The 25896-nt window shown below is 60.7% G+C and carries 26 protein-coding genes; 10 read left to right on the forward strand and 16 right to left on the reverse strand.

The genetic code is table 11. The annotated features are described in order from the left end of the window. The first annotated feature begins 170 nt into the window (after positions 1–170). Together C4J91_RS24625 and C4J91_RS24630 are read left to right on the forward strand one after the other, a co-directional pair. Positions 171–1583, forward strand: coding sequence for a peptidoglycan DD-metalloendopeptidase family protein (locus C4J91_RS24625; RefSeq protein ID WP_124365211.1), 1413 nt, complete (start codon positions 171–173; stop codon positions 1581–1583). A gap of 3 nt (positions 1584–1586) precedes the next feature. Further along, on the forward strand, positions 1587–2678 hold the full coding sequence (locus C4J91_RS24630) for an anhydro-N-acetylmuramic acid kinase (RefSeq protein WP_124364621.1): 1092 nt from the start codon (positions 1587–1589) through the stop codon (positions 2676–2678). Between the two features lie 74 nt (positions 2679–2752). Here C4J91_RS24630 and erpA read toward each other — a convergent pair whose 3' ends face one another. Together erpA and argC are read right to left on the reverse strand one after the other, a co-directional pair. Then, positions 2753–3103 (reverse strand): iron-sulfur cluster insertion protein ErpA, encoded by a 351-nt coding sequence (gene erpA, locus C4J91_RS24635; RefSeq protein ID WP_003176443.1) that lies wholly within the window; start codon positions 3101–3103, stop codon positions 2753–2755. A 154-nt stretch (positions 3104–3257) separates the two neighbouring features. Beyond that, entirely contained in the window at positions 3258–4292 is a 1035-nt protein-coding gene (argC, locus tag C4J91_RS24640; RefSeq protein WP_010206935.1) for an N-acetyl-gamma-glutamyl-phosphate reductase, read from the reverse strand. Positions 4293–4427: 135 nt separating this feature from the next. On the opposite strand from argC, the gene hemJ reads away from it, so the two are divergent. The 6 genes from hemJ to coq7 all read left to right on the forward strand — a co-directional run bounded on the left by hemJ (position 4428) and on the right by coq7 (position 8842). After that, positions 4428–4856 carry a protoporphyrinogen oxidase HemJ gene (gene hemJ / locus C4J91_RS24645; protein WP_124364622.1) on the forward strand — a complete coding sequence of 143 codons (429 nt, stop codon included), beginning with the start codon at positions 4428–4430 and terminating at the stop codon, positions 4854–4856. A gap of 24 nt (positions 4857–4880) precedes the next feature. Further along, positions 4881–5843: a nitronate monooxygenase family protein gene (locus C4J91_RS24650; RefSeq protein ID WP_124364623.1), complete on the forward strand. Its 963-nt coding sequence runs from the start codon at positions 4881–4883 to the stop codon at positions 5841–5843. Between the two features lie 69 nt (positions 5844–5912). Beyond that, on the forward strand, positions 5913–6875 hold the full coding sequence (locus tag C4J91_RS24655) for a DUF805 domain-containing protein (RefSeq protein WP_124364624.1): 963 nt from the start codon (positions 5913–5915) through the stop codon (positions 6873–6875). A gap of 62 nt (positions 6876–6937) precedes the next feature. Further along, the gene (locus C4J91_RS24660) at positions 6938–7726 is read left to right on the forward strand and encodes an SDR family oxidoreductase (protein WP_124364625.1); all 789 of its coding nucleotides are present in this window, start codon (positions 6938–6940) and stop codon (positions 7724–7726) included. Positions 7727–7771: 45 nt separating this feature from the next. After that, the gene (locus C4J91_RS24665) at positions 7772–8110 is read left to right on the forward strand and encodes a histidine triad nucleotide-binding protein (RefSeq protein ID WP_124364626.1); all 339 of its coding nucleotides are present in this window, start codon (positions 7772–7774) and stop codon (positions 8108–8110) included. Positions 8111–8194: 84 nt separating this feature from the next. Next, a complete protein-coding gene (coq7, locus tag C4J91_RS24670; protein WP_124364627.1) occupies positions 8195–8842 on the forward strand; it encodes a 2-polyprenyl-3-methyl-6-methoxy-1,4-benzoquinone monooxygenase in 648 nt (215 codons plus the stop codon). 141 nt (positions 8843–8983) lie between these two features. Here coq7 and C4J91_RS24675 read toward each other — a convergent pair whose 3' ends face one another. Continuing rightward, complete coding sequence (locus tag C4J91_RS24675) at positions 8984–9406, reverse strand: OsmC family protein (protein ID WP_124364628.1); 423 nt, start codon at positions 9404–9406, stop codon at positions 8984–8986. Positions 9407–9651: 245 nt separating this feature from the next. Between C4J91_RS24675 and crp the strand changes: the two genes are divergently transcribed. After that, positions 9652–10296, forward strand: coding sequence for a cAMP-activated global transcriptional regulator CRP (gene crp, locus C4J91_RS24680; RefSeq protein WP_124364629.1), 645 nt, complete (start codon positions 9652–9654; stop codon positions 10294–10296). Here crp and C4J91_RS24685 read toward each other — a convergent pair. The 4 genes from C4J91_RS24685 to C4J91_RS24700 form a co-directional block, all read right to left on the reverse strand. After that, positions 10293–10988 carry a lipoate--protein ligase family protein gene (locus C4J91_RS24685; protein WP_124364630.1) on the reverse strand — a complete coding sequence of 232 codons (696 nt, stop codon included), beginning with the start codon at positions 10986–10988 and terminating at the stop codon, positions 10293–10295. The genes crp and C4J91_RS24685 overlap by 4 nt on opposite strands. A gap of 157 nt (positions 10989–11145) precedes the next feature. Then, positions 11146–11982, reverse strand: coding sequence for an indole-3-glycerol phosphate synthase TrpC (trpC, locus tag C4J91_RS24690; protein WP_124364631.1), 837 nt, complete (start codon positions 11980–11982; stop codon positions 11146–11148). Further along, a complete protein-coding gene (gene trpD, locus C4J91_RS24695; RefSeq protein ID WP_057723690.1) occupies positions 11979–13028 on the reverse strand; it encodes an anthranilate phosphoribosyltransferase in 1050 nt (349 codons plus the stop codon). Before trpD ends, trpC begins: the two co-directional genes overlap by 4 nt. A 9-nt stretch (positions 13029–13037) precedes the next feature. Next, positions 13038–13631: an aminodeoxychorismate/anthranilate synthase component II gene (locus C4J91_RS24700; protein ID WP_124364632.1), complete on the reverse strand. Its 594-nt coding sequence runs from the start codon at positions 13629–13631 to the stop codon at positions 13038–13040. Positions 13632–14056: 425 nt separating this feature from the next. Between C4J91_RS24700 and estP the strand changes: the two genes are divergently transcribed. Beyond that, positions 14057–15979 carry an esterase EstP gene (gene estP / locus C4J91_RS24705; protein WP_124364633.1) on the forward strand — a complete coding sequence of 641 codons (1923 nt, stop codon included), beginning with the start codon at positions 14057–14059 and terminating at the stop codon, positions 15977–15979. A gap of 131 nt (positions 15980–16110) precedes the next feature. Here the strand turns inward: estP and trpE are convergent, their stop codons facing one another. The 9 genes from trpE to C4J91_RS24750 form a co-directional block, all read right to left on the reverse strand. Further along, positions 16111–17592, reverse strand: a complete 1482-nt coding sequence (gene trpE / locus C4J91_RS24710) for an anthranilate synthase component I (RefSeq protein ID WP_124364634.1) — start codon at positions 17590–17592, stop codon at positions 16111–16113. Between the two features lie 68 nt (positions 17593–17660). Beyond that, positions 17661–18479 (reverse strand): phosphoglycolate phosphatase, encoded by an 819-nt coding sequence (locus C4J91_RS24715; protein ID WP_124364635.1) that lies wholly within the window; start codon positions 18477–18479, stop codon positions 17661–17663. Then, positions 18476–19150: a ribulose-phosphate 3-epimerase gene (gene rpe, locus C4J91_RS24720; RefSeq protein ID WP_065937054.1), complete on the reverse strand. Its 675-nt coding sequence runs from the start codon at positions 19148–19150 to the stop codon at positions 18476–18478. The genes C4J91_RS24715 and rpe overlap by 4 nt, the downstream gene beginning before the upstream one ends. Before the next feature lie 85 nt (positions 19151–19235). Further along, positions 19236–20384, reverse strand: a complete 1149-nt coding sequence (locus C4J91_RS24725; RefSeq protein ID WP_124364636.1) for an iron-containing alcohol dehydrogenase — start codon at positions 20382–20384, stop codon at positions 19236–19238. Positions 20385–20600: 216 nt separating this feature from the next. Continuing rightward, positions 20601–21425 carry an ABC transporter permease gene (locus C4J91_RS24730; RefSeq protein ID WP_124364637.1) on the reverse strand — a complete coding sequence of 275 codons (825 nt, stop codon included), beginning with the start codon at positions 21423–21425 and terminating at the stop codon, positions 20601–20603. Between the two features lie 12 nt (positions 21426–21437). Then, on the reverse strand, positions 21438–22664 hold the full coding sequence (locus C4J91_RS24735) for an ABC transporter permease (RefSeq protein ID WP_124364638.1): 1227 nt from the start codon (positions 22662–22664) through the stop codon (positions 21438–21440). A gap of 197 nt (positions 22665–22861) precedes the next feature. Beyond that, positions 22862–23902, reverse strand: coding sequence for an ABC transporter substrate-binding protein (locus C4J91_RS24740; RefSeq protein ID WP_124364639.1), 1041 nt, complete (start codon positions 23900–23902; stop codon positions 22862–22864). A 43-nt stretch (positions 23903–23945) separates the two neighbouring features. After that, positions 23946–25058, reverse strand: coding sequence for an ABC transporter ATP-binding protein (locus tag C4J91_RS24745; protein WP_124364640.1), 1113 nt, complete (start codon positions 25056–25058; stop codon positions 23946–23948). A 204-nt stretch (positions 25059–25262) separates the two neighbouring features. Beyond that, positions 25263–25892, reverse strand: a complete 630-nt coding sequence (locus C4J91_RS24750; protein WP_124364641.1) for a response regulator transcription factor — start codon at positions 25890–25892, stop codon at positions 25263–25265. Between the last annotated feature and the right edge of the window lie 4 nt (positions 25893–25896).

The following is a 25896-nucleotide window of genomic DNA, read 5'->3' on the forward strand; positions in this document are numbered from 1 at the left end:
CATACAAGATCAGGGACTAATTACAAGTTTTGCCCTGCGCACGGACACCATTGCGCAAGCCCAGCGTTCGCGAGCTTGCGCCACAGATGATTTGGTTATATTTTATACAGTTATTTCATCTTCATCATGTCATTCATCTTTTCCATTTCATCTTCAAAGTCAAAATACCTATGACCACTGAACCGTCTAAAGCGCCGCCGCTTTACCCGAAGACCCACCTGCTCGCCGCAAGTGGTATCGCCGCCCTTCTCAGCCTGGCACTCCTGGTATTCCCTTCCAGTGACGTAGAAGCCAAACGAACATCCCTAAGCCTCGACCTGGAAAGCCCTGTCGAGCAACTGACACAAGATCAAGACGCTTCCGACGCGCAACAAGCCACAAATACCCCTGCTGAGTCTCCGTTCGCACAGATTGAAAATACGCCCGAAGAAACTCAGGAAGCCGCCCAGGAAAAGCCCGCAGCAGTTGCAGCCAAGAGTCCTCAGCACCGTGAAGTGATCGTGAGTAAAGGCGACACACTGTCAACGCTGTTCGAAAAGGTCGGATTGCCTGCCGCCACCGTCAATGACGTCCTGGCCACCGATAAGCAAGCCAAGCAATTCACCCAGCTCAAACATGGGCAGAAGCTTGAGTTCGAACTGACGCCCGATGGCCAATTGAACAACCTGCACACCAATATCAATGACCTGGAAAGCATCAGCCTGAGCAAAGGCGCAAAGGGTTTTGCCTTCAATCGCATCACCACCAAACCGGTCATGCGCTCTGCCTACGTACACGGCGTGATCAATAGCTCGCTGTCGCAATCCGCCGCCCGGGCGGGCCTGTCCCACAGCATGACCATGGACATGGCCAGCGTATTTGGCTACGACATCGACTTCGCCCAGGACATTCGCCAGGGTGACGAATTCGATGTGATCTACGAGCAGAAAGTTGCCAACGGCAAGGTGGTCGGCACTGGCAACATCCTTTCTGCGCGCTTCACCAACCGCGGCAAAACCTATACCGCAGTACGCTACACCAACAAACAGGGCAACAGCAGTTACTACACCGCAGATGGCAACAGCATGCGCAAGGCGTTCATCCGTACACCGGTGGACTTCGCTCGTATTAGCTCGCGTTTCTCCATGGGTCGCAAGCATCCAATTCTGAACAAAATCCGCGCTCACAAAGGTGTCGACTATGCCGCTCCCCGTGGCACGCCAATCAAGGCAGCTGGCGACGGTAAGGTTCTGTTGGCCGGGCGTCGCGGTGGTTACGGCAACACGGTGATCATCCAGCACGGCAACACCTACCGTACGCTGTATGGCCACATGCAAGGGTTTGCCAAGGGCGTCAAAACCGGTGGCAACGTGAAGCAAGGGCAAGTGATCGGTTACATCGGCACGACCGGCCTGTCCACCGGGCCGCACTTGCATTATGAATTCCAGGTCAACGGAGTACACGTTGATCCATTGGGCCAGAAACTGCCGATGGCCGACCCGATCGCCAAAGCAGAACGCGCGCGCTTCATGCAACAAAGCCAGCCGCTGATGGCCCGTATGGATCAGGAGCGCTCCACCCTGCTGGCTTCGGCGAAGCGTTAAGGCATGCCGCGTTATATCGGTGTGATGTCCGGGACCAGCCTCGATGGCCTGGATATCGCCCTTATCGAACAAGATTCGGCGATCAGTCTGATCGCCACCCATTACATCCCCATGCCTGCCCCCCTGCGCGCCGAGCTGCTCAGCCTGTGCGCCAGCGGCCCGGACGAGATCGCCCGTTCGGCAATCGCCCAGCAATCCTGGGTGACACTCGCCGCTCAAGGCATCCACACTTTGCTGGACCAGCAAAACCTCACACCCCAGGACATCCGTGCGATTGGCAGCCACGGGCAGACCATCCGCCATGAACCTGCCCGAGGTTTTACGGTACAGATCGGCAATCCTGCGTTGCTCACCGAGCTGACTGGTATCACGGTGGTCAGTGACTTCCGCAGCCGCGACGTTGCCGCAGGCGGTCAGGGCGCCCCCTTGGTACCTGCCTTCCACGAGGCGCTGTTCGGTGAAAGTACCGGCAAACGTGCGGTGTTGAATGTCGGTGGTTTCAGCAACCTGAGCCTGATAGAAACCGGCAGGCCGGTATCGGGCTTCGACTGCGGCCCGGGTAATGTCTTGCTGGACGCGTGGATTCATCATCAACGTGGCGAGCACTTTGATCGTGACGGGCAATGGGCAGCCAGCGGCAAGGTTCAGCCGCAGTTACTCAACACGCTGCTCAGCGACCCTTTTTTCGCGACCAAAGGCCCGAAAAGTACCGGCCGGGAAGTTTTTAACCTGCGTTGGCTGCAGCAACATCTCGACGGGCTGCCAGCGTTTCTTCCCGAGGACGTGCAAGCCACATTGCTGGAGCTGACCAGCCTGACTATCGTCGAATCTCTGCAAAGCGCCCAACCTCAGACAGAAACCCTGTTGATATGCGGCGGCGGCGCTCACAACGGGACGCTGATGGATCGATTGGCCGCGCTGCTACCGTCCACACAGGTCAGTAGCACCGCGTTCTATGGTGTAGACCCCGACTGGGTGGAAGCCATGGCCTTCGCCTGGCTGGCCCACTGCTGCCTGGAAGGCATCGCCGCGAACCGACCTAGCGTCACAGGTGCTCGCGGGCTGCGCGTACTGGGCGCGATCTACCCGGCCTGATCTCCAGGCAGCAAAACGCCGCTTGGCCGATCAAAGCCAAGCGGCGTTTTTTATGCGTGCAGATCAGGCTTCGATCAGATCGAGAACGAAGACCCACAACCACAGGTCGTCGTAGCGTTAGGGTTCTTGATCACGAAACGCGACCCCTCGAGCCCTTCCTGGTAATCCACTTCAGCACCCGCCAGGTACTGGAAGCTCATCGGATCAACGACCAGGCTCACGCCCTCGCGCTCAACGATGGTGTCGTCATCGGCCACATCTTCATCGAAGGTAAAACCGTACTGAAACCCTGAACAACCGCCGCCCGTAACGAATACGCGCAGCTTCAAGCGATCATTACCCTCTTCATCGACCAGGCTCTTCACCTTGTGCGCAGCACCGTGGGTGAATTGCAAAGCCGTGGGGGTGAAGGATTCAACGCTCATGCTGATAATCTCCCGGCGTAGCGCCGCCATATGCGTAATGGCCGGTATTATCCGCTTCTCCTAGAAAAGCGGTCAACTATTATGGGAGCAGCGACAAGCTTCAAGCCGTTGAGGTCCGAGCTTGCCGCTGACAACTTGAAGCTTGCGGCTGCCTTTAAGGCAACATGCCCGCATGGGACAAGCCCAACTTCTCATCCAGACCAAACAGGATGTTCATGTTCTGCACCGCCTGGCCCGATGCGCCCTTGACCAGGTTATCGATCACCGACAATACCACCACCAGGTCGCCATCCTGCGGACGATGCACCGCAATCCGGCACACGTTGGCGCCCCGCACGCTACGGGTTTCCGGATGGCTACCCGCCGGCATCACATCGACGAACGGTTCGTTGGCATAACGCTTTTCGAACAATGCCTGCAGGTCTACCGAGCGATCGACAACGGTCGCATACAACGTGGAGTGGATCCCACGGATCATCGGCGTCAGGTGCGGTACGAAGGTCAGGCCCACATCCTTACCCGCAGCACGGCGCAACCCCTGGCGGATTTCAGGCAGGTGACGATGCCCTTTTACCGCATAGGCCTTCATGCTTTCCGACGTCTCGGAGTACAGCGAGCCTACTGCGGCCCCACGACCGGCTCCGCTGACGCCCGACTTGCAGTCCGCGATCAGACGCGAAGCATCCGCCAAGCCGGCTTCCAGCAGCGGCAGGAAACCCAGCTGGGTCGCAGTCGGGTAGCAACCCGGCACCGCGATCAGGCGGGCCTGCTTGATCTGTTCACGATTGACTTCCGGCAAGCCGTACACCGCCTCCTCCAGTAACTCTGGCGCGCCGTGGGGCTGGCCGTACCACTTGGCCCACTCATCGGCATCTTGCAGGCGGAAGTCCGCCGACAGATCGATAACCTTGGTGCCCGCCGCCAATAGCTCGCCAGCCAACGCGTGCGCAACCCCGTGAGGCGTGGCGAAGAACACCACATCGCAGGCGCCCAACGTCTTGATGTCCGGCACACTGAAGGCCAGGCCGTCATAGTGGCCTCGCAGATTGGGGTACATATCGGCCACGGCCAGGCCAGCCTCGGAGCGTGAAGTGATAACCACCACCTCAGCCTGCGGATGCTGAGCCAACAGACGCAGCAATTCGACACCGGTGTAACCCGTGCCGCCGACGATACCGACCTTGACCATAAACCTGCCCTCAACGAACCCACTGGAAAGCCGTCGATAATAGGGGCCGTATCGCCCTGCGACAACCGCCAACGTGACGTACGGGCGCATGAGCTACTACTATCTTCGCTACCGTGAACCTGGGAATTACTGAAAATGCTCTATCTATGGGTCAAAGCCTTCCATATCGTCAGCATCGTCTGCTGGTTTGCCGGGCTGTTCTACCTGCCACGCCTGTTTGTCTACCACGCCCAAAGCGAAGACACCGTCAGCAAGGAGCGCTTCAGCGTCATGGAACGCAAGCTGTACCGGGGCATCATGGGCCCGGCGATGGTTGCCACGCTGGTCTTCGGCATCTGGTTGCTGGCGCTCAACCCCGGTATCTTCCAATCGGGCGCGTGGATCCACGCCAAACTCACCCTGGTCGTCCTGCTGATCGGCTACCACCACATGTGCGGCGCGCAGGTAAAACGCTTCGCCCGTGGCGAAAACACCCGCAGCCATGTCTTTTATCGCTGGTTCAATGAAGTGCCCGTTCTGATATTGCTGGCGGTCGTAATTCTGGTCGTGGTCAAACCGTTTTAACGTCAATTATCCGGGGAACCTCCAATGTCGCTGCCCGCCCTGCTTGAACAACGTTTGCGCCTGCCTGTGGTGGCTGCGCCGATGTTCCTGATTTCCAACCCGCAACTGGTGCTGGCCTGCTGCCGCAACGGGGTCGTCGGCAGTTTCCCGGCGCTCAATCAACGCGAAAGCAGCGGTTTCAAGGCCTGGCTGGAGGAAATCGAAGCCGGCCTGGCGCTGTTGGATAACCCGGCGCCCTATGCCGTCAACCTGATCGTGCACAACAGTAACCCACGACTGGCGGCCGACCTGGCGATCTGCGTCGAGCACAAAGTGCCCATCGTTATCACCAGCCTCGGTGCGGTGAAGGAACTGGTCGATGCCGTGCACAGCTACGGCGGCCTGGTGTTTCATGACGTAACTACTCGTCGCCATGCCGAAAAAGCCGCTGAAGCGGGCGTCGACGGCCTGATCGCGGTCGCCGCCGGCGCGGGTGGTCACGCCGGCACCTGGAGCCCGTTTGCGCTGATTGCCGAGATACGCCAGTTCTTCGACAAAACCCTGTTGCTGGCCGGCTGTCTCAACCACGGTCGGGAGATTCTCGCCGCCCAAGTGCTTGGCGCGGACCTGGCGTATTTCGGCACGCGCTTTATCGGCACCACCGAAAGCCATGCCCCGGATGCGTATAAAGAGATGCTGCTCACAGCGCGCGCCGCCGACATCGTGCACACTCCGGCTGTTTCCGGCGTACCTGCAAGCTTTATGCGCCAGAGCCTGGAAAACGCCGGTTTTGATCTCGCTGCTCTTCAAGGCAAAGGTGAGGTCAACCTCGGCTCCAAGCTCAAACCGTTGAGCGATGAGGCCAAAGCATGGAAGACTGTATGGTCTGCCGGCCAAGGCGTCGGTGAGATCAATGATTTGCCGAGCGTGGATGAACTCGTCGCGCGACTGGATGCGCAATACCGCCAGGCACGCGAAAACGCGGCACAATTGCGCTGGCCACGTTGAACCAAATACCAGGCCTGCCAATTGGGCAGCCTGCATACCCTCCCCTGATCAAGTGACAAGGATGCCCGCATGAGCGACAGCCGTTTCAAGATTGTGTTCGACGGAGCCTTGCGCCCGGGTGTCGAAAGCACCACCGCCAAACTGAACCTCGCCGAGCTGTTCAAGAGCGATGTCGAGGCGATCGAAAAGCTTTTCACCGGCCGCCCGGTTGCGCTCAAGCGCGATCTGTCCCGCGCCGATGCCGACACCTACCTCACCGCCTTGCAAAACGCCGGGGTCGAGGCACGTATCGAAGCCGAACAACCCGTGGCTTTCAGCCTTGCCGAAACCCACGAGACAGGCGCATCGGCCTCGGACTTCTCGCACGCCGCCGCATCGCCTTACGCACCGCCACGCGCTGCGGTCGGTGATAACTTGCCGGAGTACGCCACGCTCAAGGTCTTCACTATCCACGGGCGTATCGGTCGCCTGCGCTATCTCGCCTGGACGCTGGCACTGACCGTCGCGATGCTTGTGGCTGCAGGCATCATCAGTACCGTGGGTTTCGCGGTGGCCACTGCCTCGCCAACGATCGCGATCATTCTCGGCTCGCTGCTGGGCTTTGCACTGTTCGTTGCGCTCGTCGTGGTAAGCGTGCAAATCGGCGTGCAGCGCCTGCACGACCTGGGCTGGTCTGGCTGGCTGTATTTGCTGAACCTGGTTCCGCTGGTGAACAGCGTGTTCCCTCTGCTGCTGCTGGTACTGCCGGGTAACACTGGCGCCAACCAGTACGGTGCGCCCCCACCGCGCAACTCCACAGCGGTTAAAATCCTGGCTTCGTTGTGGCTGGCGTTTATCCCGTTGATGCTCATCGTCGTGGTCACCCTGGGCATGAACGGCTACCTGGATCAACTCGAAGCCAACATGGGCAGCAGCTATGAAAGCAGCTCCCTGAGCACCGATGAAGACGCCGACCAGAGCGGCATCGTTGATGAAGACGCCGCGCAAAGTGCTGACGACGCGGCCGAACCTGTAGACTCTCCAGAACAGTGAAGAAACGCCCGCCGCCTGTGATGCCTCTGTCACAGGCCGGCGGCGTTGCGATGGAGAAAGGCATGACCCGTTACGCTCTGATCACCGGTGCCTCCAGCGGTATCGGCCTGGCTTTGGCCGAAGCCCTGGCCCGACGTGGCCGCAGCTTGATTCTGGTGGCCCGCCAGCGTGATCAGTTGGAAAGCATTGCGATCGAATTGACTCAGCGTTTCGGCGTCGAGGTGCTATTTCGCGCCTGTGACCTTGGCGAGCCGCTGCGGTTGTCGGGTTTTTTGCTGGAACTCGAAGAAGGTGAGCGGCAGATCGACCTGCTGGTCAACTGCGCCGGTATCGGCACCAGCGGGCCGTTCCTGGCCCAGGACTGGATGACCGAGCAAGACCTGATCGAAGTCAACATCCTCGCCCTGACCCGCATGTGCCATGCGTTGGGCAATGCCATGGCGCTGCACGGCGGCGGGCAGATTCTCAACGTGGCTTCGGTCGCCGCCTTCCAGCCAGGCCCGTGGATGAGCAGCTACTACGCGAGCAAAGCCTTTGTGCTGCACTTCTCCGAAGGCTTGCGCGAGGAACTGAAGACCTGTGGCATCAACGTCTCGGTGCTGTGCCCCGGCCCCACGCGCACCGCCTTCTTCGGTACCGCGCAAATGGACACCGCAAAGCTCGACCGCAGCCAACAGTTGATGAGCCCCGAAGAAGTCGCGCTCTACACCGTGCGTGCGCTGGAGAAGAACAAGGCCATTATCATCCCCGGACGGCGCAACCGCTGGCTGGCATTCAGCCCACGCCTGAGCCCGCGCTGGCTGACCCGCAAAATTGCCGGCGCCATCAACAAGGCCTATTGCCCACGTTGACCGCTTAAGTACACTCACCTTCACTTTCACCCTGGAGAAACAGCTGTGGATACTCTGTTCACCAAGATCATCAACCGGGAAATACCCGCGAACATCATCTATGAAGATGACCAAGTCCTGGCTTTCCACGACATCGCCCCACAGGCGCCGGTCCATTTTCTGGTCATCCCGAAAAAGCCCATTCGCACCCTCAATGACCTGACCGAAGACGACAAAGCCCTGGCCGGCCATATCCTGTTCACCGCCCAGCGCCTGGCGGTGGAACTAGGCTGCGAAAAAGGCTTCCGCGTGGTGATGAACTGCAACGAAGACGGCGGGCAGACCGTTTACCACATTCATATGCATGTGCTGGGTCAGCGCCAGATGAACTGGCCACCGGGCTGAGTGCGCGGGGCAAATTGACTCAGCGCAAACGCGCCGTCCTCTCTTGCGGTAAACTGGCCGCCGAGATTCTTCCCGGAGGTCAGCATGACTACCCAACGTCACTACTCGCCGATTGACCGTCTATTGCTGCAAGCCGACACGGCCATGCGTACGCTGCTGCCGTTCAGCGGCCAACCGTACCGCCCGTCACCCGCCATCGTGCAGCCGGACGCACAGATGAGCGAGACCGAAACACGCCATGTGGCCGGCCTGATGCGCATCAACCATACCGGTGAAGTCTGTGCTCAGGCGTTGTACCAGGGCCAGGCGCTGACCGCCAAGTTACCGCAGGTACGTGCAGCGATGGAGCACGCGGCCGAGGAAGAGATCGACCACCTGGCGTGGTGCGAACAACGCATCCGCCAGCTGGGCAGTCATCCCAGTGTGCTGAACCCGCTGTTCTACGGTTTGTCGTTCGGTATCGGCGCCGCTGCCGGCCTGATCAGTGACAAGGTCAGCCTTGGTTTTGTCGCAGCCACCGAACGTCAGGTCTGCAAGCACCTGGACGAACACCTTGAACAACTGCCGGCCGAGGACGAAAAATCCCGAGCCATTCTTGAGCAGATGCGCATCGATGAAGAACATCACGCTGAAAGCGCACTGGATGCCGGTGGCTTCCGCTTTCCTGCGCCGGTGAGATTCGGCATGAGCATGCTGGCCAAAGTCATGACCAAGAGCACCTACAGAATCTGAAGCATGGAGATCATTCCCACGCTCCGCGTGGGAATGCCACCCAGGACGCCCCGCGTCCCGCTTTCAGCGCAAAATCCGGCACCTGCGCAAGGGTGACGCGGAGCGTCACGAGTTGCATTCCCACGCAGAGCGTGGGAACGATCAACCCAACTCGACGATTTCGTAGTCATGGGTAATGGCCACACCGGCCGCGCCCAACATGATCGACGCCGAGCAGTACTTCTCTGCCGACAGCTCGATGGCACGCTTGACCTGCGCTTCCTTCAGCGCGCGCCCCTTTACCACAAAATGCATATGGATCTTGGTAAACACCTTGGGATCTTCGGTTGCGCGTTCGGCTTCCAGAAAGGCTTCGCAGCTTTCCACGGCCTGACGGGATTTTTTCAGGATACTGACCACGTCGAAATTGCTGCAACCGCCGACACCCAGCAGCAACATTTCCATCGGGCGTACACCCAGGTTGCGGCCACCGGCTTCCGGCGGGCCGTCCATGACCACCACATGGCCACTGCCCGATTCACCGAGGAACATGGCTTCGCCCGCCCATTGGATGCGTGCCTTCATCGCCCAGACTCCACTGCTAAAAAAGGGTCGCCAGCTTAGCACAGGGCCTCGCAGCGGCAGCGCCCTGCAGGAAAACGATCAATAACAGCGTTTGCCGGTGAAATACGCTAATCGAGTCAGAATGTGTCTGGTAAGCTGGCGCCAAATCAATGGCGCATTGCCATCGTTTGTACAGCGTGTATCAATGCCGGTCGCGCTGATAAAAACAAATCCAACCACATCGTGCAGTTTTTCGGGATACAACCATGGTTGCTCTTACTCCCACACCCAAGATCAAGAACCTCGACAAGCTGCTGATGCATTGCCAGCGCCGGCGTCATCCGGCCAAGCACAACATCATCTGCGCGGGCGAGCGCTCCGAAACACTGTTCTTCATTATCAAGGGCTCGGTCACCATCCTGATTGAGGACGAAGACGGTCGCGAAATGATCATCGCCTACCTCAACACCGGGGATTTCTTCGGCGAGCTGGGGCTGTTCGAGCAGGCCGGCAAGGAGCAACAGCGCAGCGCTTGGGTGCGCACCAAGGTGGAGTGCGAAGTGGCTGAGATCAGCTATACGAAATTTCGCGAACTGGCCCAACATGATCCCGACATTCTGTATGCCCTGAGTGGGCAGATCGCCCAACGTCTGCGCGATACCACGCGCAAGGTCGGCGACCTGGCGTTCTTCGACGTGACCGGGCGTGTCGCTCGCTGCCTGCTGGAGCTGTGCAAGCAGCCAGACGCCATGACCCACCCCGACGGGATGCAGATCAAGGTCACGCGCCAGGAAATCGGGCGCATCGTGGGCTGTTCGCGGGAAATGGTGGGGCGTGTGCTCAAGGATCTGGAAGAGCGCAACCTGGTGCACGTCAAAGGCAAGACGATGGTGGTGTTCGGAACCCGTTAGCCTGGCAGCAAGCCTGCCAACATCTGACGGTACAAGGTGTCGAGCCGGCTGAGCGCGTCCGGCACGGGAAACACTTCGTGCAGCGCGATATGGCTCTCGGCACGCACGCGCTGTTCCAGGCCACAGGCTTGATTGAAACGATTGACCGCCGCAACCAACTCATCGCGATCGTTATCCAGCAATAAAGCACCGTGTACCAACCCCACTGGGCGACCACCGCTCTGCCGCCAGCGTTGGGCCGTGCCGACCATTTTCCGGCCATTGAGATTGACGTTGTAACGACCGTCGCAGAACGCGCCATCGATTTCGCCAATAGACGCCTCGCCGCCCAATTCAAGCAACACATCGCAGATCGGCTGGCACAGGCGCTGGTAGCCGGTTTCGATGCGCCCTTGATCCCCCTCACTGCGCGGCGGCGCATAGACCAAGGCGATATTGACCGTGGCGGCCGACTGCGGCACCGGCTCACCGCCGGTTTCGCGCAACAGCACCGGCCAACCGGCCTCTGCCGAGACTCGGCTGGCCGCTTCAAAAGCCGGCAATCGGCTCAAACGTCGCGGCATGACCAAGGCTTGATCGTTGGGTTGCCAGAACAACAGCCCGTATTCCCGCTCACCTGCGCAGACGGCGGCCAGCAAGTCCTGCTCGGCGGCAAGGCCTGCTTGCACAGTCATCGAAACCAGCTTAGTCATCAACATTGACCTACCTGAATAAGCACAAGACCAATGTGGAAGGGGGCTTGCTCCCGATGGCGGTGTGTCAGTTGTGAATCAGTCAACCGACCACCGCTATCGGGAGCAAGCCCCCTCCCACACTTTTACTGCATTTCACATACCGACTGCGCTGGAATCAATCCAGTGTGGAACCGCTCACCACCACACCCCGCTCCGGGAAGAACAGACGCTGCAGTTCCGCCCCTGGGTTCTCGGCGCGCATGAACGTCTCGCCGACCAGGAACGAATACACCTCGCTGATCTCCATCAGCTCCACATCGGCGCGGTTGACGATGCCGCTCTCGGTGATCACCAAGCGGTCACGCGGAATACGCGGCAGCAGGTCGAGGGTGGTTTCCAGGCTGACATCGAAGGTGTGCAGGTTACGGTTGTTGACCCCCACCAGCGGTGTGTCGAGGGTCTTCAGCGCACGCTCCAACTCGTCGCCGTCGTGCACCTCGACCAATACATCCAGGCCCACGCTCTTGGCTACAGCGGCCAGCTCGGCCATCTTCACGTCATCCAGTGCGGAAACGATCAGCAGCACACAGTCAGCGCCCAAGGCACGGGCTTCGACGATCTGGTAAGGATCAACCATGAAGTCCTTGCGGATCACCGGCAACGTGCACGCGGCGCGCGCCTGCTGCAGGAACAGGTCGGAGCCTTGGAAGAAATCGACATCGGTCAGTACGGACAGGCACGTCGCCCCGCCCTTTTCATAGCTGACGGCGATTTCCTGTGGCACGAAGTGTTCGCGGATCACGCCTTTGCTCGGTGAGGCCTTCTTGATCTCGGCGATCACCGCCGGCTGCTTCTTCTTGGCCTGTTCGAGCAAGGCCCTGGCAAACCCTCGTGGCGCATCAGCAGCTTTTGCCAGGGCTTCCAGCTCGGCCAGGCTCACACGGGCACGGCGCTCGGCGACTTCTTCAGCCTTGCGCGCCAGGATTTTTTCCAGAACGGTCGGAACACTCATGCTTCATTCTCCATCTTGAATACGGCGGTGAATGCTCCGAGTTCTTCAAGTTTCTCGCGAGCCAGACCGGTGTGCAGCGCATCGTGGGCCAAGGCGACACCTTCCTTAAGACTATAGGCATGGTCGGCTGCGTAAAGTGCCGCGCCAGCATTGAGCACAATCATTTCCGCGGCTTTTTGACCGTTTTCGGTCTTGCGTCGCCCCAAGGCATCACGAATCAATTCCAGCGACGCCGCTGGGCTTTCCACCGCCAGGCCATGCAGGCTCTGGCTCTTCATGCCCAGGTCCTCAGGTTCGACCCAATATTCTGTAACTTGGTCGTTCTTCAACTCCGCCACGAAGGTTGGCGCCGCCAGGCTGAATTCGTCCAGGCCATCTTTGGAATGCACCACCAGCACATGCTTGCTGCCCAGGCGCTGCAGCACTTCGGCCAGTGGCCGGCACAACGCCTGGCTGAAGACACCGACGACTTGATGCTTCACACCGGCCGGATTCGTAAGCGGGCCGAGCATATTGAACAGGGTACGCAGGCCGAGGTCCTTGCGCGGGCCGGCCGCGTGTTTCATCGCGCCGTGGTGGGATTGGGCGAACATGAAGCCAATGCCGACGCTGTCGATGCAGCGTGCCACCTGTACCGGCGTCAGGTTCAGGTAGATGCCGGCCGCTTCCAGCAGGTCCGCGCTGCCACTTTTGCCGGACACCGCGCGGTTGCCGTGCTTGGCCACGGTGCAACCCGCTGCCGCGACCACGAACGAGGACGCCGTCGATACGTTGAAGATGTTCGCACCGTCGCCGCCGGTGCCGACCACATCGACCACGCCGTCGAGGGTCTTGAGTTCGACCTTGTCCGCCAGCTCGCGCATCACCGATACGGCGCCGACGATTTCGTCGATGCTTTCGCTCTTCATGCGCATGGCCATCATAAACGCGCCGATCTGTGCGTCGGAGCACTGGCCGGTCATGATCTCGCGCATCACATCGCTCATTTCAGCGGTGCTCAGGTCCAGGTGACCGACGATACGGCCCAGGGCAGTCTTGATATCCATGGAAAGTCCTTAGCGCGTGCCGCCGCTCTGCTTGAGAAAATTGGCGAACAGCTCGTAGCCCTGCTCGGTCAGGATCGATTCAGGGTGAAACTGCACCCCTTCGATATTCAGTGTCTTGTGGCGCAGGCCCATGATCTCGTCGACCGAGCCGTCTTCCAGTTGGGTCCAGGCCGTCAGTTCCAGGCACTCGGGCAGGGTGTCGCGCTTGACCACCAACGAGTGATAACGGGTCACGGTCACGGGCAGGTTCAAGCCGTGGAACACGCCCAGATCCTTGTGGAATACCGGGCTGGTCTTGCCGTGCATCACCTGGCGCGCGCGCACCACGTCGCCGCCGAACGCCTGGCCAATGGACTGATGGCCCAGGCACACGCCGAGAATTGGCAGTTTGCCAGCAAAATACTGAATGGCTTCCAGGGAAATGCCCGCTTCGTTCGGCGTGCACGGGCCAGGCGAAACCACGATACGTTCCGGATTCAGCGCGGCGATCTCGGCGACGGTCAGTTCGTCGTTGCGCACGACCTTGACCTCGGCACCCAGCTCGCCCAGGTACTGCACAACGTTGTAGGTAAAGGAATCGTAGTTATCAATCATCAGCAACATGTGGGTTCAAACCTCTTGAATTCACTGATTTCAAATGACCGCCTTCCAAGCGTGTGGCCCGCTGCCAGACGCACGTTCCGGTTGCCGGGGTGAACGGCAAGGGGCGTCAGACAAAAGGTAAAAGAAGGCAAATCGGTACAGATCCGGCCAGGCCGGCAGGGAAAAATGTCAGGCGCGCCAACGCCAACGGGCGTGTGCCTTGACTACTCGCATCAAGAGTTTGCTGATGATCAACACGGGGAGGGTCTCATTCATACGTTCAGGCACAGTAACGTAGCCTCGCCAGCGGTGCAATATAGAGCAGCAAATACGGGCTTATGCTCGTTGGGATGCGTGCAGGAAAATTCGGTTTTGCGCTATAGAAAACGCTCAATACTTTGCTAGTGTTTCGATTCCGACATAAAAACAACTCAATGGAATTTTCCATGCTCAGAGCTCCGTTGTTCGCGCCCCTGGCTGCCGGCCTGCTTTCCCTGGCTTGCGCGCAGGCCTATGCGGCACCGTCACCCTACTCAACCATGGTGGTGTTCGGCGACAGCCTGGCCGATGCCGGTCAGTTCCCCGACGGCAGCGCCGGATCGACGTTGCGCTTTACCAACCGCACCGGGCCGACGTTCCAAGGGGATTACGGTCTCGTTTCTTCGACCTTGCTCGGCGCAAAGCTGGGTGTAGCGCCAAGCGACCTGAATGCCTCCACCTCACCGGTGCGTGCGGTCCAGGGTTTGCCGGACGGCAACAACTGGGCAGTCGGCGGCTACCGTACCGACAATATCCTCGACTCGATTACCTCGGTCTCCAACGCTGCGATCCCACCCGGCAATGCCGGGGGCGGCACGGTGCTGCGCAGTCGACAGGGTTACCTGCCGGCAAACGGCGGGCTGGCCGATCCAAATGCGCTGTACTTTCTGTCCGGAGGCGGCAATGACTTTCTCCAGGGTCGCGTACTCAGCCCCGCTCAAGCGGTCGCCGCCGGCGGGCGCCTGGCGGACAGTGCCCAGGCCCTGCAACAAGCCGGCGCGCGTTACATCATGGTATGGATGCTGCCCGACATCGGCTTGACGCCGGCCGTCAACGGCACCCCGCAGCAGGCAGCAACGTCGGCCTTGAGCACTGTGTTCAACCAGTCCCTGGTACAGCGCCTGTCGCAGATCGATGCGCAGGTGATCCCGCTGAACATTCCATTGTTATTGAACGAAGCCTTCGCCGATCCGGCACGCTTCGGCCTCGCCACCGGGCAAAACCTCACCGGCACCTGTTTCAGTGGCAACAGTTGCACCGCCAACCCGGTCTACGGCATCGGCGGCACCGCCCCGGACCCGACCAAGCTGATTTATAACGACTCGGTTCATCCTACCGTCGCCGGGCAACAGCTGATTGCCGACTACGCCTACTCCCTGCTCGCGGCGCCCTGGGAGCTGACCTTGCTGCCGGAAATGGCCCAAGGCACATTGCGCGCCCATCAAGATGAGTTGCGCAACCAATGGCAGGCAGACACCGGCCACTGGCAAGCCGTGGGCCAATGGCGAGCGATCGTGGCGGGAGGGGGTCAGCGTCTGGATTTCGATGACCAGAGCAGCTCGGCCAGCGGCGATGGCAGTGGCTATAACCTCAACATCGGTGGCAGCTACCGACTCAACGAGGCCTGGCGCGTGGGCGTCGCCGCAGGCCTGTACCGCCAGACACTGGAAGCCGGCGCCAGCGATTCGGATTACAAGCTCAACAGCTACATGGGCACGGCGTTCGCCCAGTATCAGCAGAATCACTGGTGGGCCGACGCCGCCTTGACCGGCGGCAAGCTGGACTTCGACAGCCTCAAGCGCAAGTTCGCCCTGGGCGTCAGCGAAGGTTCGGAAAAGGGTGACACCGATGGCTGGCTTTGGGCCTTGAGCGGTCGCGTGGGTTATGACATCGCCGCGCCGGGCAGTGACTGGCACCTGTCACCCTTCATCAGCGCCGATTACGCGCGGGTCGAAGTGAACGGCTACTCGGAAAAAGACAGCCGCTCCACCGCCCTGACCTTCGATGACCAGCAGCGCGACTCCAAGCGCCTGGGCGTCGGGCTGCAGGGCAGCTATCGCATTAACCCGCACACCCAGGTGTTTGGCGAAGTGGCCCACGAGCACGAGTTCGAAAATGACACCCAGAAGGTGAATATTTCGCTCAACAGCGTGCAGGGGATCGACTTCAAGCTGGACGGGTATACGCCGCGCAGCAATTCGGATCGCTTGAGCCTGGGGGTCAGCCACAAACTGACGCAGGACCTGGCGTTACGGGCGGCGTATAACGTGAGGAAGGATGACAGTTTGACCCAGCAAGGGGTCAGTGTCGGGGTGAGTCTGGATTTCTAACAGCAGGACAATGAAGGCTTAATGTGGGAGGGGGCTTGCCCCCGATAGCGGTCTGTCAGTCCATAATGTGCTGGCTGACACACTGCTATCGGGAGCAAGCCCCCTCCCACATTTTTGATCGGCGCCAGCCGCTAGTCCTGCGGCGTTTGCTCAGCCAACGCCACCGCACGGAACATCGCCCGGCGCTTGTTCAGGGTTTCTTCCCATTCAAGGGCCGGCACCGAGTCAGCGACGATGCCGCCACCGGCCTGCACATGCAGTTCGCCGTCCTTGATCACCGCCGTACGGATCGCAATCGCCGTGTCCATGTTGCCGTTCCAGGCGAAATACCCCACGGCGCCGCCGTAGACGCCCCGCTTGACCGGCTCCAGTTCGTCGATGATTTCCATGGCGCGAATCTTTGGTGCGCCCGACAAGGTACCGGCCGGCAGAATCGCACGCAGTGCGTCCATCGCAGTCAGGCCGGCCTTCAGCTCACCGGTGACGTTGGACACGATATGCATCACATTGGAATACCGCTCGATGACCATCTTCTCGGTCAACTTCACCGAGCCGATTTCCGAAACACGCCCGGTGTCATTACGCCCCAGGTCGATCAGCATCAGGTGCTCGGCGATTTCCTTGTCGTCGCTCAACAGGTCCTCTTCCAGCGCCAGATCCGCTTCTTCGGTGGCGCCACGCGGGCGCGTACCGGCGATCGGGCGCACGGTGATCAGGTTGTCTTCGACGCGCACCAGCACTTCCGGCGAGCTGCCCACCACGTGGAAGTCACCGAAATTGAAGAAATACATATACGGCGTCGGGTTGAAGCAACGCAGCGCTCGATACAGGTCGATCGGCGCGGCCTTGAAGTCGATGGACATCCGCTGCGAGGGCACCACCTGCATGCAGTCACCGGCGAGGATGTATTCCTTGATGGTATCGACTGCCCGCTCGTAGTCCGCCTGGGTAAAGCTGGAGCGAAATACCGGGTCGGCGGCGGGTGGACGGCTGAGGTCCAGGCCACGGCGCGGGGTGATCGGCTGGCGCAGTTTTTCCAGCAGCGCTTCGAGGCTGGCCTGGCCTTGCTCGAAGGCATCCGCCTGGGCAGGGTCGGCCAGCACTATCGCGTGCATCTTGCCGGCAAGGTTGTCGAACACCACCACCGCGTCGGAGACCATCAGCAAGATGTCCGGCACGCCGAGCGGGTCCGGGTTCGGGCATTTACCCAAACGCTGCTCCACGTAGCGCACGCAGTCATAACCGAAATACCCCACCAAACCGCCGTTGAAACGCGGCAGGCCGGGAATGGTCGGCACGTTGTAGCGCGCCTTGAAGGCTTCGACGAAGGCCAGCGGGTCTTCTACGTCATGGCTTTCGATCTCGAGGCTATCATGGGTGATGCTCACATGATGGTCATGCACGCGCAGTACCGTGCGGCACGGCAGGCCGATGATCGAATAACGGCCCCACTTCTCACCGCCCTGTACCGATTCCAGCAGATAAGAGTTCGGCTCGTCGGCCAGTTTCAGGTAGATCGAAAGCGGCGTGTCGAAGTCGGCCAGGGTTTCACAGGCCATGGGGATACGGTTATAGCCGGCAGCGGCCAAACGCAGGAATTCTTCGCGGATCATCAGGTGCCTCGTGGTGTGAGGGTCAATCGGTCAGGTAGGCAAACGGGCCGCAGCGCGGCGAGGATCAGTCAGGCGCGCCAACGCCAGCGGGCCAGGGCCTTGATGACTTTCATCCAGAGTTTGCGAGTGACCACCACGATGGCATTTCCAGTAGGGGACGGGTCGATGTCGGGCAACGTTATCTCAGCGCCCGCGCCCAAGCAACCGGGGATTAACAGGCGCAGGTCATCGATGACCAGCGCTGGCGATTCTTCTGCAATCGGCCGGCCATGGTTGTAGCCGTAACTCAAGGCCACGCACTGCACCCCCGCCGCTTTTGCCGCCAAGACATCACTGCGCGAGTCGCCGACGAACAACGATTGGGACGCCGGAATATTCGCCATTTTCATCACGAAAAACAGCGCCGCCGGATCAGGCTTTTTCTGCGGCAGGGTATCGCCGCCGATGATCCAGCGAAAATACCGGCCGATCTTCATCTGGTCCAACAGCGGAGCGACGAAGCGCTCCGGCTTGTTGGTGATCAGGGCCATTTCCACGCCCTGCTTGCTCAACCACTTGAGCGTGTCACGCACGCCGGGATACACCACCGTCCGTTCGTGGCTGCTTTCGTAGGCGGCATTGAAGAGTTCCAGGGCATGTTCGGCTTCAACCTCATCCACACCGGTGGCGTCGATATGGCCTGCCAGTGCCCGTCGCACCAACATCGGCGCACCGTTGCCGACCCATTCACGCACCGCTTCGATTCCCACAGGCTTGCGCCCCAGCTTGAGCAGCATCTGGTCCACCGCCGCCGCCAGGTCGGGCACCGAATCGATCAAGGTACCGTCCAGATCGAACATCACCAGCCGTGGCAATTTGCCGGGGAACAGCTGCTCAAAGCCGCTCATGGACGCGCCAGCGCCAGTTCGGCATGCATCTTGGCGATCACTTCCTGGTAATCCGGCGCATTGAAGATCGCCGAGCCGGCCACAAAGGTGTCGGCGCCCGCCGCCGCGATCTCACGGATATTATTCACATTGACGCCGCCGTCGATCTCCAGGCGGATGTCCCGGCCCGACGCATCGATCAGCGCCCGCGCCTCGCGCAGTTTGTTCAGGGTGCCGGGGATGAACTTCTGCCCGCCAAAGCCTGGGTTGACGCTCATCAGCAGGACCATGTCGACCTTGTCCATCACGTACTCCAGCACACTCAGCGGCGTGGCCGGGTTGAACACCAGGCCGGCCTTGCAACCGCCTTCGCGGATCAATTGCAGGGTGCGGTCGACGTGCAGCGTGGCTTCCGGGTGGAAGGTGATGTAGGTCGCGCCGGCGTCGATGAAGTCACCGACGATGCGGTCCACCGGGCTGACCATCAGGTGCGCGTCGATCGGCGCGGTAATCCCGTATTTGCGCAGCGCAGCGCACACCATCGGGCCGATGGTCAGGTTGGGCACGTAATGGTTGTCCATGACGTCGAAGTGCACGAAGTCGGCACCCGCGGCCAATACCTTGTCCACTTCTTCGCCCAGGCGGGCGAAGTCGGCGGAGAGAATCGATGGAGCAATGACGAAGGGCTGCATGACGCACCTTTTTTTGAGCTAAATCACGATGGCGCGCATTGTATACCTCATGCTTTGCCCTGCGCACCGTGACCTAACTCAACGGCTAGTACGCAGCCCGGTAGATTTTCTCGATATCGGCGGCACTGAGCTGGCGCGGATTGTTGCGCATCAGGCGTTCGATACCTGCAGCTTCAGTGGCCATCGCCGGGATAGCCTCCTCCGGCACGCCGAAACTGCGCAGGCCCGATGGAATCTCGACGGCGGCGCACAGTCGCGTCATCGCCTCGACGGCCTGGTCGGCGGCATCATTCACACTCAGCCCGCTGACATTTACCCCCATGGCCTGGGCGATGTCGCGCATCCGCTCGACACAGGCCAGCTTGTTCCAGTGCATCACATAGGGCAGCAACAGTGCGTTGCTCACGCCGTGGGCGATGTTGAACCGGCCGCCCAACGGATACGCCAGCGCATGCACCGCGCCGACGCCCGCGTTGCCAAAGGCCATGCCGGCCATCAGGCTGGCGGTGGCCATATCGTCACGGGCCTGAAGGTTGGCCGGGTTGGCATAAACCTTGGGCAAGGCGCCAGCAATCAGCTTGATTGCGCCGATCGCCAGGGCATCGGTGATCGGCGAGGCGTTCAGCGACAGGTAGGATTCAATGGCATGCACCAGCGCGTCGACGCCACTGGCGGCCGTGACGCTGCGTGGACAGGTCAGGGTCATTTGCGGGCTGATCAGCGCGACATCCGGCAGCAGGTAGTCGCTGACGATGCCTTTTTTCAGCTGGGCGACCTTGTCGGAAAGGATCGCCACATTGGTCACCTCGGAGCCGGTGCCGGCGGTAGTGGGAATCGCGATCAGCGGCGGGCCCTTGCGCGGCACCTGGTCGACGCCGAACAAATCCGCCAGGGCGCCGTGGTAACCGGCGTACGCGGCCACGCTCTTGGCGATGTCGATGGCACTGCCGCCGCCCACGCCGATCAGGCCGTCGTGCCCGCCGTCGCGGTAGGCCTGCATGCAGTCTTCGACAATGGCGACTTCCGGGTCGGGCAGCACGCGGTCGAAAATTTCATAAGTCCGCCCGCCCAGATGTTCGAGTGCCAGCGCGACGGTGCCGGACTTGACCAGCGCGGCATCGGTGACAATCAGCGGGTTATCCACATCCAGGCGCGTCAACTCGGCGCCGAGTTGCTCAATGGCGCCAGCGCCGGTCAGCAGTTTGTGGGCGATCTTGAATGAGGAAGTACTCATGTGCGCGGCCTCTTGTCGGTGATGGGCTGGCACAAGAATAGCTGGGGATTTTGGGTTGCCTAGCATTCACCGACTGAATGGTAATTTCCTGAATGAACGCAAACTAATGTGGGAGGGGGCTTGCTCCCGATAGCGGTGAGCCAGTTGATAAATAAATCAACTGACAGAATGCCATCGGGAGCAAGCCCCCTCCCACATTTTGATCTCCAACAGGCTTTAGACCTGGGCGGTGCGCAGCTTCTCGCTACGGCCACGCAGCCATTCCAGGGTCAGCAACAGCACCACCGAGAAGCCGATCAGCAGGGTCGCCGCGGCGGCAATGGTGGGGCTGAGGTTTTCACGGATGCCGCTGAACATCTGCCTGGGCAATGTGGCTTGCTCCGGCCCGGCGAGGAACAGCGTCACCACCACCTCATCGAACGACGTGGCGAAGGCAAACAGCGCCCCGGAAATCACCCCCGGCGCGATCAGCGGCAAGGTCACCCGGCGAAACGCGGTCAATGGTGATGCGCCCAGACTGGCCGCCGCCCGCACCAGATTGTGGTTGAAACCCTGCAAGGTCGCCGACACGGTGATGATCACAAACGGCACGCCCAGTACCGCATGTACCACGATCAGCGAGAAGAAGCTGTTGCCCAGGCCCAGCGGGGCGAAGAACAGGTAACTGGCCACGCCAATAATCACCACCGGCACCACCATCGGCGAAATCACCAGGGCCATCACCAAGGCTTTGCCAGGGAAATTGCCACGGGTCAGGCCAATCGCCGCCAGCGTGCCGAACACCATCGCCAGCACCGTGGCTGCCGGGGCGACGATGATGCTGTTCTTCAGGGCGCGCATCCATTCGGCCGACGCGAAGAAGTCCTGGTACCACTGCAGCGAGAAGCCCTGCAACGGGTACACCAGGAAACTGCCGCTGTTGAACGACAGCGGGATGATCACCAGCACCGGCAGGATCAGGAACAGCAGGATCAGGCCACACAGAATCCGCAGGCTGTAGAACCACAGCCGCTCCACCGGTGACATATAAGGGCTCAGCATCGCAAGGTCTCCTCAGCTCAGGCGCAGGCGACTGGCGCCCACCAGCCGGTTGTAGATCAGGTACAGCAACACCGTCGCCAGCAGCAGCAAGCCGCCCAACGCCGTGGCCATGCCCCAGTTGATGCTGGTGTTGGTGTAGAAGGCCACGAAGTAGCTGACCATCTGGTCGTTCGGGCTGCCCAGCAACGCCGGGGTGATGTAGTAACCAATCGCCAGGATGAACACCAACAGGCAACCGGCGCCGACACCGGCGTAGGTTTGCGGGAAGTACACGCGCCAGAAGCTGGCGAACGGGTGGCAGCCCAGGGAAATCGCCGCACGCATATAAGTCGGTGAGATACCTTTCATCACGCTGTAGATCGGCAGAATCATGAACGGCAGCAGGATATGCACCATGGAGATGTACACGCCGGTACGGTTGAAGACCAATTCCAGCGGCGTATCGATCAGCCCCAGGCCCATCAGGGCGCTGTTGATCAGGCCGCCGGATTGCAGCAGTACGATCCACGCCGCCACCCGCACCAGGATCGAGGTCCAGAATGGCAGCAGTACCAGGATCATCAGCAGGTTGCTTTTGCGCGCCGGCAGGTTGGCCAGCAGGTAAGCCAGGGGATAGGCCAGCAGCAGGCAGATGACCGTGATCACCAGGCCCATCCAGAACGTTCGGGCGAAGATATCCAGGTAGATGGCCTGGTCGGGGGTGGCCGGAGCGATTTCGCCCAAGTCGTCGATACGGTGATCGACGGCCGCCAGCAGGTAGTAAGGCGTCAGGCTGCTGGTATTGCGCCGGATCGCCTGCCAGTACGCCGGGTCACCCCAACGCTCGTCGAGGGTTTCCAGCGCGACTTTATATGAGGCCGGCGCGTCGGTAAACGGCAGCGCCCGCGCGGTTTTGGTCAGCAGGCTGCGATAGCCGGCCAGTTCCATATTCAAGCGCTTGGACAGATCGCCAAGGGTCTGGTTTTTGCGCGCTTGGGCCAAGTCTTCACTGAGCGCCTGGTACACCGGCTCGCCGGGCAAGCCACGGCCATCCCAAGCCGTGACCGCCACCACCGTACGCGGCAAGCCGCCCACCACTTCCGGGTTGCCGACGCTCTTGTAGAGCAACGCAACGATGGGCACCAGGAACACCAGCAGCAAAAACAGCACTAATGGCGCAATCAAGGCCTGGGCTTTCCAGCGATTGAGCCGCTCGGCACGGGCCAGGCGCTGCTTGAGGGTGGGAATGGCGAGGGCCATGGCTGAACTCCGGATCTTGAAGATAAATGCAGATCCCTTGTGGGAGGGGGCTTGCCCTAATGCCAGTGTAGGAGCGAGCTTGCTCGCGAAAAACGCCCAGGCAACGCGTTCATTCTGAATAAACGCGGGGCCCTGAGTTCTTCGCGAGCAAGCTCGCTCCTACAAAAAGCCTCAAGGTTTGCCCCCTCCCACATGGATTACTTGGCTGCCCAGGAATTGAAGCGCTGCTCGAGCTGCTCGCCGTTATCGGCCCAGAAGCTCACATCGATCTGCACCTGGTTGGCGATGTTTTCCGGGGTGGTCGGCATGTCCTTGAGCACGCCCTTGGCCAGCAACGGGACGGCCTGGGTGTTGGCCGGGCCGTAGGCAATGTTTTCGGAGTAGGTCTTCTGCTGCTGCGGCTGCACCGAGAAGGCGATGAATTTCTTCGCCGCTTCGGCGCGGTCCTTGGCCAGGCCCTTTGGAATGGCCCAGGCGTCGAAGTCATAGATGCCGCCGTTCCACACCACTTTCAGATTGCTTTCTTTCTGCACGGCGGCGATGCGGCCGTTATAGGCCGAGCTCATCACCACGTCGCCCGAAGCGAGGTACTGCGGCGGTTGCGCACCGGCCTCCCACCATTGGATCGAGGCTTTGAGTTCGTCGAGTTTCTTGAACGCACGGTCCTGGCCATCTTTGCCGGCCAGCACTTTGTAGACGTCCTTAGGCGCGACGCCGTCGGCCATCAAGGCGAACTCCAGGGTGTACTTGGCGCCTTTGCGCAGGCCACGCTTGCCCGGGAATTTCTTGGTGTCCCAGAAATCCGCCCAGCCGGCGGGTGCGGACGCCAGTTTGTCGGCGTTATAGGCCAGCACCGTCGACCATACGAAGAAACCTACGCCGCAGGGCTGGATCGCGCCTTTGACGTAGTCCGCCGTGTTGCCGAACAGTTTCGGGTCCAGGGGCTCGAACATGTCTTCGTCGCAACCACGGGAAAGCTCAGGCGACTCCACTTCCACCAGGTCCCAGGACACGCTCTTGGTGTCGACCATGGCTTTGACCTTGGCCATCTCACCGTTGTATTCACCGGCGATGATCTTGCCGTTGCCCGCGCTTTCCCACGGTGCATAGAAGGCCTTGACCTGGGCTGCCTTGTTGGCGCCGCCAAACGATACGACGGTCAGGTCCGGGCCTGCCATGGCCTGTGTCGCGCCCATCAGGCCGATAGCCAGGACGGAAAACTTAAGGGATCTCAACATTGTTGTGCTCTCCACGTGCAGGGTTGGTGAAGCCAGGGGGCGATCAGTTCGCCTCTAGAAGTGGGTCGAGTGCGCGAACGTGCTCGACTTGCCAGCCAATCGGTACTACGTCGCCGACCGCCAGGGCCGGGTCCAGCTCGGCGATCGGTTGTTTCACGAAAAAATCGGTCTTGCCGCAGACTTCCAGGCGCAAACGCACGTGGTCGCCCAGGTAGATGAACTCCGCCACCCGCCCGGAAAAACGGTTGATGCAGCTGTCACTTGCGCCATTGAGGCTGACACGCTCCGGGCGTACCGACAGGGTCACCGGGCCGCCGATCTGGCCGACGTTCACCGCCAGCGCCTCCACCTTCTCGCCGCGCGCCAGTTCCACCACGCAGCGCTCGCCGGTGTGGCTGTACAGACGGCCATTGAGGCGGTTGTTTTCGCCGATGAAGTTGGCCACAAAGGTGTTTTTCGGTTCTTCGTAGAGGGTGCGCGGCGCGGCGATCTGCTGGATTTCGCCCTGGTGGAACACCGCCACGCGGTCGGACATGGTCAAGGCTTCGCCCTGGTCGTGGGTCACATACACCACGGTGACGCCAAGGCGCTGGTGCAGGTGCTTGATTTCCATCTGCATGTGTTCGCGCAGTTGCTTGTCGAGGGCGCCGAGGGGTTCGTCCATCAGCACCAGTTGCGGCTCGAACACCAATGCGCGGGCCAGAGCCACCCGCTGTTGCTGGCCCCCGGACAGTTGCGCCGGGTAGCGCTGGGCAAAGGCGTCGAGCTGCACCATGCTCAACACGCGCTTGACCCGCTCGCTGATGTCGGTCTTGCTCAAGCCACGTACGGACAGGGGAAATGCCAGGTTCTCGGCCACGGTCATGTGCGGAAACAAGGCGTAGTTCTGGAACACCATGCCGATATCGCGCTTGTGCGGCGGCACGTTATTGATCGAGCGGCCAGCCAGCTGGATTTCGCCAGCGGTGGGCGTTTCAAAACCGGCCAGCATCATCAGGCTGGTGGTCTTGCCCGAACCGGACGGCCCGAGCAAGGTGAGGAACTCGCCCTTGCGAATCTCCAGGTTGAGGTCTTTGACGATCAGGTTTTCGCCATCGTAGCTTTTCTGCACGCCACGAAAGCTGACCAGCACATCATTTGAATCCACCTCGCTCATACCCGCACCTTTGTGTTTTGGACTGCTGTGACACAAGCGTAGTCCAGGCGCGAGGCCCCGGAAATCGGGGGCCAGGAGAGAATCGCATCAGCCGGATGGAAGGTTCGGGGTAGGGATCGCCCTACACACATGGCGGGCATGGGACAGTGCAGCGACAAGCCTTCGCTGGGCGGCGCTTGCGCGGTGTCGTTAATGGATACGCCGCTACAGCAGCTTGTGTTCCATGGCGTATTTCACCAGCTCGGCCAGGGAGCTGATATGGAGCTTTTGCATCAAGCGCGCCTTGTGGGTGCTGATGGTTTTGCTGCTCAGGGCCAGTTGCACGGCGATGTCATTCACGTTGGCGCCCTGGGCCAGGCGTTCGAACACCGAAAACTCGCGCTCCGACAACAGCGAATGCAAGGGGCGTGAGTCCGTCAGGCCGACTTCGAAGACCATGCGGTCGGCCAGGTCCGGGTCGATATAACGCCCGCCCGCCGCGACCTTGCGAATCGCCATCAGCAGCAGCGCCGGGTCGCTGTCCTTGGTGGCATAACCGGCCGCGCCAACCTTGAGAGCACGGGCGGCCATTTGCGCTTCATCGTGCATGGACAGCACCAGGATTGCCGGCGGGTTATTCAGCGCACGAATGCGCGCGATGGCTTCCAGGCCATTCACACCGGGCATGGAGATATCCAGCAACACCACCTCGCAGGGCACATGACGCAGCGTCTCCAGCAACTGCTCGCCATTGCTCGCTTCGCCCACGACCAGCAGGTCTTTGGCCAGGCCAATCAATTGCTTGATGCCTTCACGAACAATGGTGTGGTCTTCGGCTACCAGTACGCGGATCACGGGA

Source organism: Pseudomonas sp. R3-52-08, assembly GCF_003851745.1.
Taxonomy (GTDB): Bacteria; Pseudomonadota; Gammaproteobacteria; order Pseudomonadales; family Pseudomonadaceae; genus Aquipseudomonas.